Annotated in this window: 14 protein-coding genes; 6 read left to right on the plus strand and 8 right to left on the minus strand. The window is 69.1% G+C overall.

The window, feature by feature from the left end; genetic code table 11:
• Window positions 1-108: 108 nt before the first annotated feature.
• Window positions 109-1,167 (plus strand): magnesium and cobalt transport protein CorA, encoded by a 1,059-nt coding sequence (locus tag EPO52_RS10430; protein ID WP_290805725.1) that lies wholly within the window; start codon window positions 109-111, stop codon window positions 1,165-1,167.
• Here EPO52_RS10430 and EPO52_RS10435 read toward each other — a convergent pair.
• Both EPO52_RS10435 and EPO52_RS10440 read right to left on the minus strand, forming a co-directional pair.
• Window positions 1,145-3,457, minus strand: coding sequence for a hypothetical protein (locus tag EPO52_RS10435; RefSeq protein WP_290805728.1), 2,313 nt, complete (start codon window positions 3,455-3,457; stop codon window positions 1,145-1,147). The two genes, EPO52_RS10430 and EPO52_RS10435, sit on opposite strands and share 23 nt — an antisense overlap.
• Window positions 3,454-4,095: a response regulator transcription factor gene (locus EPO52_RS10440; RefSeq protein WP_290805731.1), complete on the minus strand. Its 642-nt coding sequence runs from the start codon at window positions 4,093-4,095 to the stop codon at window positions 3,454-3,456. The genes EPO52_RS10435 and EPO52_RS10440 overlap by 4 nt, the downstream gene beginning before the upstream one ends.
• Before the next feature lie 144 nt (window positions 4,096-4,239).
• Here EPO52_RS10440 and EPO52_RS10445 point away from each other — a divergent pair, with 144 nt between their 5' ends.
• Window positions 4,240-4,842, plus strand: coding sequence for a TrmH family RNA methyltransferase (locus EPO52_RS10445; protein WP_290806195.1), 603 nt, complete (start codon window positions 4,240-4,242; stop codon window positions 4,840-4,842).
• A gap of 88 nt (window positions 4,843-4,930) precedes the next feature.
• On the opposite strand, the gene xylA is transcribed toward EPO52_RS10445, so the two are convergent.
• On the minus strand, window positions 4,931-6,121 hold the full coding sequence (gene xylA / locus EPO52_RS10450; RefSeq protein WP_290805734.1) for a xylose isomerase: 1,191 nt from the start codon (window positions 6,119-6,121) through the stop codon (window positions 4,931-4,933).
• Window positions 6,122-6,261: 140 nt separating this feature from the next.
• Here xylA and EPO52_RS10455 point away from each other — a divergent pair, with 140 nt between their 5' ends.
• Window positions 6,262-7,509 carry an ROK family protein gene (locus tag EPO52_RS10455; protein WP_290805736.1) on the plus strand — a complete coding sequence of 416 codons (1,248 nt, stop codon included), beginning with the start codon at window positions 6,262-6,264 and terminating at the stop codon, window positions 7,507-7,509.
• A 29-nt stretch (window positions 7,510-7,538) separates the two neighbouring features.
• On the opposite strand, the gene EPO52_RS10460 is transcribed toward EPO52_RS10455, so the two are convergent.
• Genes EPO52_RS10460 through EPO52_RS10480 form a run of 5 tightly spaced genes read right to left on the minus strand, consistent with a single transcriptional unit; the run spans window position 7,539 to window position 12,309 of the window.
• Window positions 7,539-8,999 (minus strand): amidohydrolase family protein, encoded by a 1,461-nt coding sequence (locus EPO52_RS10460; protein ID WP_290805739.1) that lies wholly within the window; start codon window positions 8,997-8,999, stop codon window positions 7,539-7,541.
• Between the two features lie 34 nt (window positions 9,000-9,033).
• Window positions 9,034-9,408, minus strand: coding sequence for a hypothetical protein (locus EPO52_RS10465; protein ID WP_290805742.1), 375 nt, complete (start codon window positions 9,406-9,408; stop codon window positions 9,034-9,036).
• On the minus strand, window positions 9,405-10,268 hold the full coding sequence (locus tag EPO52_RS10470; protein WP_290805745.1) for a hypothetical protein: 864 nt from the start codon (window positions 10,266-10,268) through the stop codon (window positions 9,405-9,407). Before EPO52_RS10470 ends, EPO52_RS10465 begins: the two co-directional genes overlap by 4 nt.
• A gap of 48 nt (window positions 10,269-10,316) precedes the next feature.
• On the minus strand, window positions 10,317-11,105 hold the full coding sequence (locus EPO52_RS10475; protein ID WP_290805747.1) for a citryl-CoA lyase: 789 nt from the start codon (window positions 11,103-11,105) through the stop codon (window positions 10,317-10,319).
• Window positions 11,098-12,309 carry a CoA transferase gene (locus EPO52_RS10480; RefSeq protein ID WP_290805750.1) on the minus strand — a complete coding sequence of 404 codons (1,212 nt, stop codon included), beginning with the start codon at window positions 12,307-12,309 and terminating at the stop codon, window positions 11,098-11,100. Before EPO52_RS10480 ends, EPO52_RS10475 begins: the two co-directional genes overlap by 8 nt.
• 160 nt (window positions 12,310-12,469) lie before the next feature.
• Here EPO52_RS10480 and EPO52_RS10485 point away from each other — a divergent pair, with 160 nt between their 5' ends.
• From EPO52_RS10485 to EPO52_RS10495, 3 genes are read left to right on the plus strand one after another with little or no spacing between them, the layout of a single operon-like run.
• Window positions 12,470-13,270, plus strand: coding sequence for an IclR family transcriptional regulator C-terminal domain-containing protein (locus EPO52_RS10485; protein ID WP_290805753.1), 801 nt, complete (start codon window positions 12,470-12,472; stop codon window positions 13,268-13,270).
• The gene (locus tag EPO52_RS10490; RefSeq protein WP_290805756.1) at window positions 13,267-13,854 is read left to right on the plus strand and encodes an NAD(P)H-dependent oxidoreductase; all 588 of its coding nucleotides are present in this window, start codon (window positions 13,267-13,269) and stop codon (window positions 13,852-13,854) included. The genes EPO52_RS10485 and EPO52_RS10490 overlap by 4 nt, the downstream gene beginning before the upstream one ends.
• 50 nt (window positions 13,855-13,904) lie before the next feature.
• Window positions 13,905-15,095 carry a Fic family protein gene (locus EPO52_RS10495; protein WP_290805759.1) on the plus strand — a complete coding sequence of 397 codons (1,191 nt, stop codon included), beginning with the start codon at window positions 13,905-13,907 and terminating at the stop codon, window positions 15,093-15,095.
• Window positions 15,096-15,097: the final 2 nt, after the last annotated feature.

Consider the following 15,097-nt stretch of genomic DNA (forward strand, 5'->3'; position numbering starts at 1 on the left):
ATTGTCGCCGCATCGCCCGATCGGCGACAGATCGTGCGACCCGACACGCGGTGCACGGGGCAGCCGACCGGTCACCGGATGTTCACCCATCGTGCCTACGCTGGCCCCATGCCCCTGATCGACAACGCCGTGTACGTCGACGGCAAGCGTGCCGAGGAGCCCGCGAGCCTCGACGAGACCTATGAGCTGATGGCCCGCCTCGGCGGGATGGCGTGGATCGGCCTCTACCGGCCGAGCCCGGAGGAGATCCGCTCGATCGAGACCGAGTTCGGCCTGCACCATCTCGCCGTCGAAGATGCCCTCACCGGACACCAGCGCGCCAAGCTGGAGCGCTACGGCGACACCCTGTTCGTGGTTCTGCGCCCCGCCCGGTACCTCGACACCGAGGAGGTGGTGGAGTTCGGAGAGGTGCACGTCATCATCGGCCCCGGCTTCGTGGTGACGGTGAGGCATGCCGAGGCGCCGAATCTCGGCGCCGTGCGGCTGCGGCTCGAGGGCAACCCGCAGCTCCTGTCGCTCGGGCCCGAGGCGGTGCTCTACGCCATCCTCGACGAGGTCGTCGATCAGTACGGCCCGGTCGCCTCCGGCCTCGAGAACGACATCGACGAGATCGAGCACCAGCTGTTCGGCGGCGACCCCGATGTCTCCCGCCGCATCTACGACCTGCTGGGCGAGGTGATGGAGTTCCAGCGCGCCGCGCATCCGCTCGCCGGCATGCTCGAGGCGCTCCTCCGCGGCTCGGAGAAGTACGGGGTCGACCTCGAGGTGCAGCGCGGCCTCCGCGACGTGCTCGACCACGTGCTGCAGATCGCGGGCCGTTCCGACACCTTCCGCGCGACGCTGCAGAATGCCCTCACCGTGCACTCGACCCTCGCGACGCAGCGGCAGAACGACGAGATGCGGCGCATCTCGGAAGCCAGCCTCGAGCTCGCCGAAGACACCCGCAAGCTCGCCGAACAGGGCTTCAAGCAGGGCGACGAGGTGAAGAAGATCTCCGCCTGGGCGGCCATCATCTTCGCACCGAGCCTCATCGCCGGCATCTACGGCATGAACTTCGACCATATGCCCGAGCTGCACTGGGTGTTCGGCTATCCCATGGCCGTCGGCGGCATGGTGGTGTTCGCCGGAGTGCTCTACAGCGTGTTCAAACGGAACCACTGGCTGTAGCCGGGTCGAGGTAGCGGATCGTGCTGTCGCTCACCATGCTGGCGAGCCCCGCGCGACCGAAGGGCAGGATGCGGCCGATGAACGGCCCGCTCACCACCTGCTCGAGGCCCGAGGTGAGCCACTGCGCGATGGCGTCGAGGTCGTGTTCCGGCAGTTCTGCGTCGCCGTCGTCGAGCAGCACGACATCGACGGCCCGGCGCCGCGCGGTCATGGCGGCGCTCAGCAGGGGCTCGCGCAGCATCCGTTCGCCGCGGTGGTGATCGCGCAGGAGGCCTTCGAGAGCGGCGCACTCCTGGGCGTCGGCCGCCGTGAACACGGCACCCGGTTCGCCGAGCAGCTCCAGCCGGGCCAGCATCGGGCCGATCAGCCGGTCGAGGTCGCCGGATCGCTCGCGCAGCTCGCGCCGGCTCGTGGCCTCGTACGCCTCTTCCTGAGCCACTCGGAGGGCGTAGGCGCGGAACGCCCGGATGCGGCGGCCGAGTCCCGCAATGGCCACCGCGAATCCGGCCGCGATGGCCACCACCACGATGGGGCGCGTGATGGAGGCGGCCATCTCGGTGGTGGCGAACTGGTGCAGGAACACCCCGGTGACCGTGATCGTGGTGAGCAGCGCCAGGCCGCCGAGGGCGATGATCGCTCTCCCGCGGAGCACCATCGTGAGGAACACGAAGGCGCACCCCGTGAGGTACCAGGCATCCTCGTAGCTGAGCGAGAGTCGCACCCCGGGCAGCAGGATCACGGCCGAGGTCGTGATGAGGAACGCGGCGCAGAGCAGGCTGCGGCCGATCGAGGGCCGGTCGAGTTCCGCCCAGCCGAGCGTGAGCAGGCCGAGAGCGATACCCGCGAAGCTGGTCAATGACAGCAAGGGGGTCGGCGAGTCGATCGCCGTGGTGACGGCCAGAACCAGCTGGGAGACCAGGAACACGGCGACGGCGGCGCGCACGCCCCTCACGTGGGTGAGCTGCTCCGAGCGGAGTGCCCGCTCGAGTTCCGGGGAATCGGCGCCGAACGACCTGTCCGTCGCCGGCACCGCCCATTCGACGGTCACGACGGTTCCGAGACCGGGAGAGGATTCGACCCCCGCCGATCCTCCGGGAACAGCGGCGAGGCGGTCCCGGATGCTGGTGGCGAGCCCCATCCGCGACGCCGGAACGGTGTCGGGGTCGAACCCGACGCCGTCGTCGCGCACGACCACGCGAACACCGCCGCAGACGTCGGGATGGGATGACGACCGGCCGCTCGTCGAGGCCGGCCCGGCCGCCGGGGGAGTGGGGGCGGCCGGGGTGAGGTCGAACGTGACCACCCGGCGGGCCGACGGGCCCGCGTGCGTCACGCTGTTCACCAGCGCCTGACGAACAGCGCCGAGGATGGCTTCCGATGCCTCGGGGGGAACGCGGGCGTCGCGGGCTGCGGCGGGGGCCGACATCCGGAACTCGGCGTGCTCGTCGATCTCATCGGCCACGAGCAGGACGGCCGAGGCCAGGTCGTCGACGGTCATCGCAGCAGCGGATGCGCCGGGCTCGCCGAGTTCACGGATGTGCCGGCGCGCGCGTCGGGCCTGCAGCGCCACCGCGGGGCCGAACTCGGCGCCGCCATGGGCCGCCACGAGCAGGGTGGCGAGGATCTCGTCGTGCACGAGCGCCCGCGTGCGGGCGAGGGCGGCGCGGCGCGCGTGAGCGGCGGCGTGAGAGGCCACCGTGGTCGCGGCCGTCGTGGCGGCGGAGTCGACCTGACGGCTCGTCACCAGGAGGGCGCCGCAGAGCAGGCACAGCACCATGGAGATGATCAGCACGCTCACGTCGTTCACGATCGCGTTCGGTGTGAGGTCGTCGAGCAGCACCCGCAGCACGAACACGAGTCCTGAGAACACGCCGAGCGCCACCCAGCCGCCGAGCTGCCCCCAGGCGAGCACCGCGCCCGCCACGGAGAACGCGGAGACGGTCAGCATCCACGGCAGCTGCCCGCTCGGGGTGCTGTCGAAAGCCAGCGACACCGCGGGCCAGAAGGTGGCGAGCAGCAGCAGATGCGTGATCACGGCCACCGCATTGGCGCGTCGCAGGAACGCCATCCGAACGAACGGCGCGAGGATGGCGACCACCAGGGGCAGGGCGGTGAGCACGACGATCGCGACCGCGAACCAGGCCGGGATGGGCGACACCGTGGGTTGCACCACCACGGTGACCCCGCCCACGATCGTGGCGGCGGCCACGAGTCCCGCCACGATCGTGAGCAGTCGCACCACCCGCAGCTCGGTGTCGAGGGTGGGGTTGCGCGCGCTCTTCGCGATCACGATCCGGTCGGCAGGGGCAGGTAGCCGTCTTCCAGGCCGCGGCGGTAGAGATCGACCTTGCTGTGGGCGGGCCGGCCGAGCTGTCGGTAGACGCTCCGGATGCGGCGGATGTGGTCATCCACCGTGTTCTCGCTGATCCGCAGCTCGAGAGCCACCGCGCGAGCACCGAGGCCCGAGGCGTAGAGCGCCAGCACCTCGCGTTCGCGCTCGGTGAGCGGGGCCGTGCGGAGCTCGGGGTCGGAGTCGAGGGCGGCCGCCCACTCCGTGGTCACCACGATGCCGCCGTTCGCCGCGGTCGCGATCGCGTCGATGATCTGCGCGGGCGGCGCCGACTTGCGTACGATTCCGAGCGCCGCCGACCGGGAGACCTCCCGCACGAGGTACGGGTTCTCGCCGCTGGTGAACGCGAGAACCTCCGCGCCCCAGTGGCGGAGCCGATCGACGTTGCCCGAGGGCGTGGATCCGTCGCGCAGGTTGAGGTCGAGCACCACCAGGTCGGCGCGCGCCCCGGCGGCGATGAGCTCGGTCACCGATGTCGCCGAGCCGCTGAAGTCGAGACCGCAGTGGGCCGTGATGAGGGTGCCGACAGCGAGCGAGACCACCTCGTGGTCGTCCACGATCGCAACGCGCTGGTTCACTGGTACCCCCGTCGCTACGTTAGCGGTTCCGGATTACGGAGGTGTGACATCGAGCTGCACAGACCCGGCTAGCCTGGCACCGTGAGTGAGCAGTTCCCTGCGGAAGAGCATCCGGATGCGGTCGCCCCGGCGTCCAGCGTCGAGCTGAGCGCCGGTGGGGTGGGCCCGTGGCCGGGTGAGCACCCCGACGACCCGCGCTACGACCCCGAGCTGCTCGCGGCGGGCGACACCCGCAACGTGATCGACCGGTACCGCTACTGGCGCATGGAGGCCATCGTCGCCGATCTCGACGAGCACCGGCATCCGTTCCACGTGGCCATCGAGAACTGGCAGCACGACCTCAACATCGGCTCGATCGTGCGCAGCGCGAACGCCTTCGCCGCCGACACCGTGCACATCATCGGCCGCAGGCGCTGGAACAAGCGCGGCGCGATGGTGACCGATCGCTACCAGCACGTGTCGAATCATCCGGATGTCGCGGCCTTCGTCGCGTTCGCGCGGGATGCGGCGCTGCCCATCATCGCCATCGACAACGTGCCGGGCAGCGTGATCATCGAGACCTTCGCGTTCCCCACGCGCTGCGTTCTGCTCTTCGGCCAGGAGGGACCGGGCCTCACGGCCGAGGCGCTCGCCGCGGCCGACGCCGTGGTGGAGATCTCCCAGTTCGGCTCCACACGCTCGCTCAACGCCTCGGCGGCGGCGGCCGTGGCGATGCACGCCTGGATCCAGCAGCACGTGCGGTTCTAGCCTCCGGGAGACCTCCGCCCTCCCAGGAACTCCGAGGCCGCCGTGTCCTGGAGTTCCTGGAAGGGCGCGCGCCGCGACGCGTGAGCGGTCAGCGGGCGCCCATGAGGTGTTCCATGGTGAGCTGCTGGAGTCGCACGAATCCGAAGCCTTTGGCGTCGTAGTACGAATCCGTGTCGAACCGCTCGTAGGCGGCGGTGTCGGCGAGGAGGTCGTCGTAGTCTTCGCTGTCGGCGAGCGTGGGCCGGTTGATCTCATCGACGCGCGCCGCAGCGAGTGCCTCCTGCACCTCGGGGTCGGCACGGAAGGCTGCCGCTCGCTCCTTGAGGAGGAGGTACATCCGCATGTTCGCCTTCACGGAATCCCAGACACCCTCGGCGTCTTCCGTGCGGGAGGCCTTGTAGTCGAAGTGCCGGGTGCCATCGAAGGTGGAGCCTCCCGTCACGGATCCGAACTCGAGGAGGTCGACGAGCGAGAAGGCGTTCTGCAGGTCGCCGTGGCCGAAGACCAGATCCTGATCGAACTTGATGCCTCGCTGGCCATTGAGATCGATGTGGAAGAGCTTCCCGCAGTCGAGTGCCTGCGCGATGCCGTGGGTGAAGTTCAGGCCGGCCATCTGCTCGTGCCCGGTTTCCGGGTTCACTCCGAAGAGGTCGGGCTGGTCGAGGGTCTCGATGAAGGCCAGCACGTGACCCAGAGTGGGGAGCAGCGTGTCGCCGCGGGGCTCGTTGGGCTTCGGCTCGATCGCGAAGCGGAGGTCGTAGCCCTTGTCGCTCACGTACTGGCCCAGGACGTTGAACGCTTCGCGGTAGCGCGCGAGGGCGCCCCGCACGTCTTTGGCCGCATCGTATTCCGAGCCTTCCCGACCGCCCCACATCACGAATGTCCGGGCGCCGAGTTCCACCGCGAGATCGATGTTGCGCAGAACCTTCCTCAGGGCGAAACGACGCACATCACGATCGTTCGAGGTGAATCCACCGTCTTTGAACACGGGGTGGCCGAACAGGTTCGTCGTGACCATGGGGATGACCAGACCCGTGGCATCGACAGCCTTCTTCAGCGAGTCGATCGCGGAGCGCCGCTCTGCCTCTGTGGCGTCGAAGGGGAACAGGTCGTCATCGTGCAGGGCCAGGCCGTACGCGCCCAGGTCGGAGAGCTTGTGAACGACCTCGGTGGTGTCGATGACCGACATCGTGGCGGAGCCGAACTGGTCCTGGGCTCGCACCCCGAAGGTCCACAGACCGAACGAGAACTTGTCGGCGCGGGTTGGTTCTACTGGCATTACTACCCCTTTGTAGGTGTCGGAAACGGATGAACCGTTGATTTCGTTATGCTATCAACATATCCAGTCGGAGGTGTGTCGTCAACATGTGGTGAATTGCAGGGCCCTGGCCGTGCAGGGCGAAGCTAGACTTCACAGTCATGGTCACGAACGCCTTTCCCGCGATGTCGAGGGGCGAACCACAGGTCCCCCGGAGGGACGGGGGCAACCTGGATGACCTGCGCCGCCGCAACCTGTCATCGGTCCTTCGCGCCGTGCACCTGCGCAACGGGTCCACGCGGGCGGAGATCACGCATGAGACCGGCCTGAACCGGTCCACGGTACGGGCCCTGGTCGGAGACCTCGTGCGTGCCGGGATCGTCTTTCAGGAGGAGCCCGCGAGCGCAGGGGTGGTGGGGCGCCCGAGCCCTTCGGTGCACGCTTCCGATGCGGTGCGGGTGCTGGCCGTGAACCCCGAGACCGACGCCACAGTCGGCGCGATCGTGGGGATCGGTGGTCGGGTGCTCGCGCGCGCGGAGGTGCGGCACGCGACGTCGCCCAGCCCCGACGACGTGATCGATGCGGTGGGTGAGCTGATCGCCCGCCTCGCACCCGAGGGGGGTCTCCGGGGAATCGGGGTGGCCGTACCGGGCCTCGTCGACAGGGCCAGCGGGAACGTCGTCATCGCGCCCCACCTGGGTTGGCAGAACGTTCCGCTGGCAGACCGGTTGACCACCGCCTACGGAGGTCGGGTGGTGGTCGACAACGATGCGAACTGCGGCGTGGTGGCCGAGTCGCTCTTCGGCGCGGCCCGTGGCCACGAGACCCTCGTCTACCTGAACGGTGGTGCGTCCGGAATCGGCGGTTCGGTCATCACCGGAGGTGCCCTCTTGACCGGGGCGCACGGATACGCCGGTGAGTTCGGTCACACACTCGTCAACACCGGTGGCCGGCTCTGCGACTGCGGGGCTTCCGGGTGTCTGGAGACCGAAGTCACCCGGTCACGACTCCTCGCCGCGCTCCCGGACACATCCCCGTCCGACCTCGAGCGCAGCCTCGTCTCTCAGAGCCAGATCGACGGGCGCCGAGCGCCGACGGCCGACGAGGTCTCCCCGGGAGCGGTCGAGGCAGACCGGCAACTGGCATTCCTCGGCGTAGCGCTCCGTGCCATCGTCAACACCATCGACCCCGAGCAGATCCTGCTCGGGGGCTTCCTGGCCAGCATGGTGAAAGCCCGCGGGCTGTCGATCATCGAATCCCAGCTCGCCCACGCGCTCCCCGGAGTGAAGAACGACGTGCACGTCACGATCGCCGAGCTCGGCGACGACATCCTCACCGTGGGCGCAGCCCAGCTCGTGCTCCGCGAGGTGATCGAAGACCCACTCGGATCCCTCCCGCGCGCCAGCTGAAATCCACGCGGTGAACGGGGCCCCGCCGGTCAGGCGTCGGTGGTGGCCGTGTGCGTGGCCGCCGAGCGGAACTCGGTGTACATGTAGGGGTTGTCGAGCACCTTCGTCTCGGGGATCTCGGGGTTCATCCCCGCATCCCAGACGTCGCCGCCGAGGGTCTCCTGCAGGTAGTCGACCGTGTCCTCCACCGCCGACCGGATGCCCGCGAGGTCGTGCCCCACGAGCGACCCGTCGTACTTCGCGATGCGTCCGTCCACCATCACCGTGTGCACGTCGGCGCGGCCGACCTGCAGGGCCACGTGCCCGTAGGGGTTCGTGATGGGGAACATCGAGGGCGATCCGTCGTTCTTCAGCAGCACGAGGTCGGCCTTCTTGCCCTTCTCGATACTGCCCGTGACGGCATCCAGCCCCAGGGCCTTCGCCCCACCGCGGGTCGCCCAGTCCACCACGTGCTCGGCGCGCAGGTGCGAGTGCGTCACGGTCTCGCCCTTCTCGTGCGCCTGCACGTGCTCCCACGAGCGGTCGGCACCGAGGGTCGAGCGCATCGCGGTGAACAGATCGCTCGAGAACCAGACGCTGGTGTCGACCGAGAGCGACATCGGGATGCCGTGCTCCCGCAGTGCCCACGACGGCGGGTAGCCCTGTCCGCAGCTCTGCTCGCTCTCAGTGGAGAGCGAGACCGAACCGCCGGTCGCGGCGATGCGCTGGTAGGAGTCGTCGCTCAGGGTGGCGGCGTGCACATAGACGGTCTCGGGGGTCATGAACCCGTTCTCGTACATCAGGCGGATGCCGTCGTCGTTCGTGGCGCCCCAGACTCCGGCGTGGGTGGTGACCGGCAGGCCGAGCTCGCGCGCGGCCTCGAACGCACCGCGCTCGGGGAACGTCGGATCGCCCGTCACATCGAAGGCCAGCTGGAAGCGCAGCAGGTCGGAGCCGGTGTCGTTGCGCCGGATGAAGGCCTGGAAGTCGGGGTTCGCCGACCACTCCCAGGGTGCCCCGAAGATGTTGCCGGGCGCGAACACGAACCGGCCGGCGGAGTCGCGCAGCGACTGCAGGGCGGCCTCGGCGTGCTCGATCGTGCGCAGGCCGTGCGACCAGTCGACGGTGGTGGTGACCCCGGCGTCGATGGCGTCGAGCGCCGAGAGCGCGTTGCCGGCGTAGATGTCCTGCGGGCGGAAGCTCGCGCCGTGCTCGAGGTAGTACCAGACGAAGTACTGGGTGAGAGTCCAGTCGGCGCCGTAGCCGCGCATCGCGGTCTGCCACATGTGGCGATGGGTGTCGATCATGCCGGGCATCAGGATGCCGCCGGCCGCGTCGATCTCGAAGGTGCCGTCGGTTACGGTGAGCGCGGTGCCGATCTCGGCGATCGTGTCATCGATCACGAGCACGTCGCCGTGCCGCAGCACCTCGTGCCGATCGTTCATGGTGAGCACGAGGGCGTCGCGGAAGACGGTCGGCCGGCCGTCGGTGGGGAGGGGTGCAGCGGTCATGGGAGGCTCCTTTGCCGGGTGGGACAGGGTGGGTTCAGAGGGCGACGGTGGGGTAGTCCTTGCCGAGCCAGTGGGAGAGCCGCGAGGCGTACTCCCGCTGGAACGAGAGAGGACCGCTCTGCGCGATGTAGTCGTCGTCGTAGAGGGCGATGAAGATCGTCAGGGTGAGGAAGAAGTGCGCGCCCATCTCGAACAGGGCGACGTAGTCGTGCTCGACCAGGGCGGTGCGCTCCTCGTCGGTGAAGTGCAGCCAGCTCGTGGTCTCGACGCTGTTGTTGGTGCCGAGACGGCGGCCGTAGTCGGCTTCCCAGCGGTCGACGAGCGCGGCGGGATCGGCCTTGTAGGCCGCGAGCAGCCCGGGGTCGCCATCCACCTGGAAGAGGAACTTGTTGACGTAGTAGGTGCTCATCGCGGATCTCCTCCCGGGTACCAGGTCATGTACATCTCGCGGGTGTGGAACAGGTCGAGCTCGTCGACGTAGGCGGCATCGATCGGGCCGGCGATGCCGAGCATGAGGATGAGGTCCATGAAGCCGTGGGTGGCGTTGCCGGCTCCGGCCATCGTCTCGTGGGTGACGTTCTCGAGAATGGCCTCGATGTCGCCCGAGGCGAGCCAGTCGATCGCTTTGCGGTCGAACACCGGATCCGGCCCCGTCTCACCGAACTGCCGAGGGCCGCCGAGCTCGAGAGAGAGATGGCCGCTGCCGACGGCCGCGATCTTCTGGTCGCCCGGGTACTCGTCGATGATCGAGCGGATGGCCCGCCCGAGGTCGTAGAACCGCTTCGGACTGGGCAGCGGCGGCGCGAAGATGTTGGTGTAGATGGGCACGATCGGCAGGTCGGCGTCCGGTCGCGTGGTGATGATGGGGCAGATGATCGAGTGGTCGATCTTGAGCTCGTGGCTGATCGAGAAGTCGAAGCCGCGGTCGAGCAGACCCTGGAACATGAACCCGGAGAGGTCTTCGTGGCCTTCCAGGAGGTACTTCGGGATGCCGAACTCGCGCTCCTCGTTGTAGAACGTGGCGTCGTACCTCGGCTGCTTGCCGATCAGGAACGTGGGGTAGTTGTCCTGGAAGAACTGGTGGAAGTGATCGGCCCCCACCATCACGAGCACGTCGGGCTGGGCCGCGGTGAGCGTCTCGCGGTACGCCTCAACCTTGCTCTTCCACTCCGCAGCCTGGGGCATCCGCTCCTCCGGCGGCGTGAGCTCGGTCGCCTTCAGGAAGAACGGATGATGGGTCGTCGCGAGCACGGCGGTGAGGTCTGCCATGTTCTCTCCTTCGAGTTCAGGGTCGTCGCGGTGGGGGTGGCTGTGAGGTCAGGGGGCGGTGGGCGGACGGTAGACGGCGTTGCGGTCGACCTCGGCGTAGACGGTGGGGCCGATGGGGTTCTCGCGCTCCTCGGCGAGGTGACCGATGAGTCCCGCCGTGCGGGCCAGCAGGGCGAAGCCGCGGAGCAGATCGACCGGCAGCCCCGCATCCGCGAGAGCCGCACCCGCCACCCCGGCGCCGTTCAGCGGGAGGGTACGGCCGAGCAGGTCGGGGTGCACGCGGCCGATCGCCTCGAACAGCTCGAGATGCGGGCCCTTCACGCCGCTCTCCTCGGCGATCGCGATGATCACCGGGGTTCGGGGGTCGCCGTTCTTGTGCACGGGGTGGCCGAGGCCGGGGATCTTGCCCCCCTGCGCGCGGGTCTCCGAGAGCGCCGCGAGTGCCGCGGAATCCCACTGCTCCGCCGACCAGCCCGTCGTGTCGCCGAGGCCCTCCACGATCCCGTGGAGGTAGAGGCCGGTGTCTTCGGTCACGCCGAGGAACCGGGAGCCGCCGCCGAGCAGCCCCGCCGCGATGGCGCCCTGCAGGGAGTCGGGGGCGCTGTAGTAGGTGAGCCGGGCGGCGATGGCCGTGGGGGTGAACCCGTGGTCGGCGAGCGACACGAGAACGGCCTCGAACACGCGCAGCTGGCCGGGTGTGGGCCGGCGCTTCGTGGCGAGCCAGTAGGCGAGCTCGCCGAACGAGATCTTTCCGAGCAGCTCGCTCGCGAGATCGTGGCCGAGCAGCGAGATCGACTCGGTGTCGCTCGTGCCGATGGCAGTGGGGTACTCAGCCACGGGGACCTCCTGGGGTCGGAACGGGTGCGCTCGAGGCGGGGGCGCTCAGCCACTCGCGGATGAGCGTGTCGTGCTCGCCGAGCGTCGGCGGCGGCGAGACGTAGTGGGCGGGGGTGCGCGAGAAGCGGATGGGATTGCGGATGACGGGCACCGCACGGTCGCCTTCACCCACCGTCACCACGGGCTCGAGGCCGAGCCGTTCGGCCAGCGCGACTCCGCCGTCGATCGTGTTGATGGGGCCGCACGCGATGCCGGCGTCGGTGAGGATGTCGAACCACTCGGCGATCGTGTGCTCCGAGAGAGCCGCCACGAGCAGGGGCCGCAGCTCCTCCCGGTTGCGGTTGCGGTCTTCGGTGCGGGAGAACCGGGGATCGGTGGCGAGCTCCGGCCGGCCGAGCGCCTCGGCGAGCCGGGCGAACTGGTTGTCGTTCGCGGCCACCACCACGATCTCGCCGTCGCTCGCCGGCAGCGGCTCATACGGGAAGAGACTCGGATGCGCGTTGCCCATCCGGAACGGCACCGAACCGCCGGCGACGTACGTCGAGCTGTGGTTGGCCATCGCGGCCAGGGCGGTCGAGAGCAGGTTCACCTCGATGTGCTGGCCCTCACCCGTGCCGTGCCGGTGCTCGATCGCGGCGAGGATGCCGATGGTGGCCTGCATGCCGGTCATCACGTCGAACACCGAGACGCCGCTTCGGTACGCGGGGCCGTCAGGGGAGCCGGTGAGGCTCATGAGGCCCGACATCGCCTGCACGATGAGGTCGTAGCCGGGCAGGGCCGCACCTCCCGCGCTGCCGAAGCCGCTGATCGAGGCGTAGACCACGGCGGGGTTCACGGCCGCGACGGAGTCGTAGTCGAGTCCGAACTTGGTGAGGCCGCCCGGCTTGAAGTTCTCGATCACGATGTCGGCACGACCGGCGAGCTCGAGGGCGAGTGCGCGGTCGGCCTCGTCGCGGAAATCGAGCACCACGTCGAACTTGTTGCGGTTGATGCCGAGGTAGTAGGTGGACACGCCGTCGCGCTCGGGCGGAGCCCACGAGCGCGTCTCGTCGCCGGCCGGGCTCTCGACCTTCACCACGGTGGCGCCGAGGTCGGCGAGCTGCTGGGTGGCGAACGGGCCGGCGAGAACGCGGGAGAAGTCGGCCACGAGGAGTCCCGCGAGCGGCCCGGCGGAGGGGGCGGCGGGCGGGGCGGGGGTGGCCATGGAGACTCCTCGATGAATTCCGGTCAAGTGTCCGCTGTGCGGATGACCACAGCTAAATGCATTCGTATCGACGTGTCAAGAGGGTCACATCGAGTTCCCTGCGGCGCTTTCATGCGGTAGGAAGGGGGTACTTCATTTCGGACGATTGGCCGGGAGGGCTATGCGCGACTCGACAGGACCCGAGTTCATCGAGGCGATCGCCCGTGGGCTCGACGTGATCACCGCGTTCGGCTCCACGGGCCAGAGCGTCACGCTCGCCGACCTCGCGGCCTCGACCGGGCTGGCCCGACCGACCGTTCGCCGCATCCTGCTCACGCTGGCCGAGCTCGGCTACGTGCGCGCCGACGGCGGTACCTTCTCGCTCACCGCGCGGGTGCTCGATCTCGGCATGGCGTACGTGTCGGCGAGCAGCATCTGGGAGATCGCCCGGCCGCATCTCACCGAGCTGAGTGTGCGCACGGGGGAGTCGTGCTCGCTCGCCCAGCTCGACGGCTCCGACATCGTCTACGTCGCCCGGGTGGCCGTGCCGAAGCTCGTGACCCTGTCGGTGTCGATCGGCACGCGCTTCCCCGCGGCCGTCACCTCGCTCGGCAAGGTGCTGCTCGCGGCGCTCGATCCGGCCGAACTCGACCGGGTGCTGGCATTGCCCAGCCTCTCCGCGGTGGTGACGGCCTCCCGGCCCGAACGTGACGAGATCCTCGCCTCCCTCCGCGAGGTGCGGGCGGCGGGCTGGGCGCTCACCGACCAGCAGCTCGGGCCGGCCATCCGCTCGGTCGCCGCGCCGGTGCGGGATGGTTCGGGGCGCGTCGTGGCGGCGGTGAACGTCAACGCGCACGCGGCCGAGACGAGCGTCGAGACCCTGATCGACGAGCACCTTCCCGCGCTGCTCACCGCGGCCAGTGCGATCAGCAGCGACTGGGCGCGCTGGGAGAGCCGCCCGCTCGCGGAGCTCGTGCGATGAGCGGCGACGAGAGCGCGGCGGGGCACGCCTCCCGGCCCCGCCTGCTCGTGGTGATCGCGAGCACGCGTCCGGGCCGCGTCGGCGGTGCGGTGGGCGACTGGGTCATCCGGGCCGCTCGCGACTCGGGCCGGTTCGATGTGCGGGTCGCCGATCTCGCGGAGCTGCGGCTGCCGTTGCTCGACGAGCCGGCGCATCCGAGGCTCCGCGACTACCGCAATGCGCACACCCGGCACTGGAGCGCGGAGGTGGATGCGGCCGATGGTTTCGTGTTCGTGATGCCCGAGTACAACCACAGCTTCACCGCGCCGCTCAAGAACGCGCTCGACTACCTCGTGCACGAGTGGGACGGCAAGCCCGTCGGCCTGGTGAGCTACGGGGGGCTCTCCGGAGGGACGAGAGCGGTGGTGGCTCTGCAGCCCGTGCTCGCCAATCTCGGTCTGCGTGGTGTGCACGCGAACGTGGAGATCGCCTGGGTCGCCGAGCAGATGCACGACGGAGCGTTCGAGGCCACGGAGCGTCACGTGCGGGCGCTGGAGGCGCAGCTGGCCGAACTCGGCACGCTCCTCGGCGCCGATCAGCCCTGAAGCGCAGGGTATACCAAAGGATATATAGATAAACTTCGGTATACTGCGATATGGCAAAGGATCCGGAGTGGCCGGCACTCACGTTCGAGATGCTCCCGTGGGATCGGGATGGCACGGCTCCTGCCTCGAGACGCGCCTTCCGTGCGGCCGCCGGCCCCTATCGAGCTGCGATCCCCGCGTTCATCAGGGACCAGCCCGTCGACCTCACGAGCGAGATTCTCGCGCTCGCCGACGATGCCACCAGTGAACTGACCCGATTCGACGCAGAAGTCGGTACGCTCGCTGCGCCGTTCTCAGCGATCCTGCTGCGGACCGAAAGCGCCTCCAGCTCGGAAGTGGAACAGATCACGTCCAGCGCCAAGCAGGTCGCGCTGGCCGAGATCGATGAGGCGAGCTCGAGCAACGCACGCCTGGTGGTCGGCAACGTGCATGCGATGGAGGCGGCCATCGCGCTGGCGGATGCGCTCGACCCCGACTCCGTGATCGAGATGCACCGTGCGCTTCTGGAACAGCACGCCCCCGAGATCACCGGCCGGTGGCGCGACCAGCCGGTGTGGATCGGTGGTGGCTCGATCTCGCCGCACAACGCAGAGTTCGTGCCGCCGTTCGAGGGCCGTGTGCCGGCTCTCATGGACGATGTGATGCAGTTCGCGCGCCGAACTGACATACCGGTGCTCGCGCAGACGGCGATCGCCCATGCCCAGTTCGAGACGATCCACCCCTTTCCCGACGGAAATGGGCGCGTTGGGCGCGCTCTCGTCCAGGGCATGCTCAGGGCGGGGCGAGTCACACGGAGTGTCGCTGTTCCCGTCTCGGCGGGTCTGCTGCACGACCTCCCGGGCTACTTCGCAGCGCTGACCGCGTATCGCGAAGGGAAGCCGGGGCCCATCATCGAATCGTTCGCTGAGGCGTCGTTCTCCGCGGTACGGAACGGGCGGCGTCTGGTCGGGGATCTTCAAGCGGCGCGCGACCGCTGGGATTCGATTGTGGAGGCACGCTCCGATTCATCCGTACACCGTCTGAAGACCTATCTGCTGCGCCAGCCGGTGATCACGGCCCGGGTGGCCGTGGCCGAGCTCGGCGTGAGCGCCGTGGCGGTGCAGACGGCGATAGACCGCCTTGTCGAGGCGGGGGTGCTGGAACAGACGGGTGGCGGAAGGCGCAACCGCCGCTGGGCCGCGCCTGACGTGCTGGCGGCGCTCGACGCCTTCGGCGCGCGAGCGCTGCGCCGTGCGGGCTGATC

It is taken from the genome of Herbiconiux sp. (assembly GCF_004297105.1).
GTDB lineage: Bacteria > Actinomycetota > Actinomycetes > Actinomycetales > Microbacteriaceae > Herbiconiux.